The 1,189-nt window shown below is 46.8% G+C and carries 2 protein-coding genes and 1 pseudogene; 2 read left to right on the top strand and 1 reads right to left on the bottom strand.

Annotated features, from left to right (window positions below; all coding sequences use genetic code 11):
• The first annotated feature begins 2 nt into the window (after positions 1 to 2).
• Together KIV40_RS28565 and KIV40_RS28560 are read left to right on the top strand one after the other, a co-directional pair.
• Positions 3 to 557 (top strand): TMEM165/GDT1 family protein, encoded by a 555-nt coding sequence (locus KIV40_RS28565; RefSeq protein WP_285352595.1) that lies wholly within the window; start codon positions 3 to 5, stop codon positions 555 to 557.
• 214 nt (positions 558 to 771) lie between these two features.
• Complete coding sequence (locus tag KIV40_RS28560; protein WP_285352594.1) at positions 772 to 1,029, top strand: hypothetical protein; 258 nt, start codon at positions 772 to 774, stop codon at positions 1,027 to 1,029.
• 51 nt (positions 1,030 to 1,080) lie between these two features.
• On the opposite strand, the pseudogene KIV40_RS28555 reads toward KIV40_RS28560, so the two are convergent.
• Positions 1,081 to 1,189: pseudogene (locus KIV40_RS28555) on the bottom strand (sulfurtransferase TusA); the annotation flags it as partial.

Below are 1,189 nucleotides of genomic sequence, written 5' to 3'. Positions count from 1 at the left end.
TCGTGAGCGTTTTAGCAATCTCTATTACAACTGTTGCCTTGGCCGAGATCGGTGATAAGACACAGTTACTCTCTCTTCTGTTAGCCAGCCGTTATCGCAAGCCGATACCGATTATTGCTGCACTCTTCTTTGCCACTATTGCCAATCATGCCCTAGCGGCTTGGTTAGGTGTTGTTGTATCCGATTACTTATCGCCAGAAGTCCTCAAATGGGTTGTGGTGGTGAGCTTTTTGGCGATGGCGGGTTGGATTCTAATCCCAGATAAGCTTGATGACGATGAGGAGATCTCCAGCCGTGGTCCGTTTGTCGCAAGCTTTATTGCGTTCTTCATTGCTGAAATTGGTGATAAGACTCAGATAGCCACTTCAATCCTAGGGGCTCAGTATGCTGATGCGCTGCTGTGGGTTATCTTGGGTACCACGATTGGTATGTTATTAGCCAACGTGCCTGTAGTGGTGATCGGCAAATTGTCAGCCGATAAGATGCCACTGGCGTTGATTCGCAAGATCACTGCTCTGCTGTTTGTTGGCTTAGCTGTCGCGGCAGCAATCTATTGATGATTTTTCGCTGATAGATCCCTCGGTTTAACGGGGGAATCTATCGCTATATCTATCAATCTATAATTATAAATGTGCCAACTTTTTAGGTGCGATCTGCATTATGTGTAGCAGCTCAAACTCTTACAGAGAGGTGCTGTGAGTTGCGTCGACTGACATATCACTGTCACACTTGTCATGATATTTTAATGTTGTGAGTTGAGAACACGAGGGCATGATTATGTTGACGCGTTATACGGGAATCACTCCACAAAGTCAGAGCTACCTATTTACCTTTGGCTTAGCATTAACTCTACTTGGGATGGTATTGACGGTCATGTGGCTGCCAATGGTGGCAGGTGCCATGATCATGACCGGACTGGCTGTTGAGGCTTGGATTCGGGTCGCCCACATCATCCCTATGCGTAAGGAGCTGCGCTCAATTCAGAACCAACTCGATAATCTGCAGCACCGCAGCCAAAATAACGAATAGCAAAAAGCCGCTCACTGAGCGGCTTTTTTACATCTGGATATTATCGTCCGATTAGGCCTCTAGACCCTTTTTGATCAGATACTGATAAGGCACCGAGTCGGTGTTTTGACCGACCAACTGGTGATCCATAAATCGACAGAAACTCGGGATGTCGCGTGTG

The sequence above is a fragment of the Vibrio sp. D173a genome, from assembly GCF_030248475.1.
Note: the sequence above shows the minus strand (reverse complement) of the source record. Positions and strands in the feature narration are given on the sequence as shown.

Coding starts and splice junctions, on each gene's coding strand:
- KIV40_RS28560 (WP_285352594.1), top strand. CDS start 772: ATGATTATGTTGACGCGTTATACGGGAATCACTCCACAAAGTCAGAGC.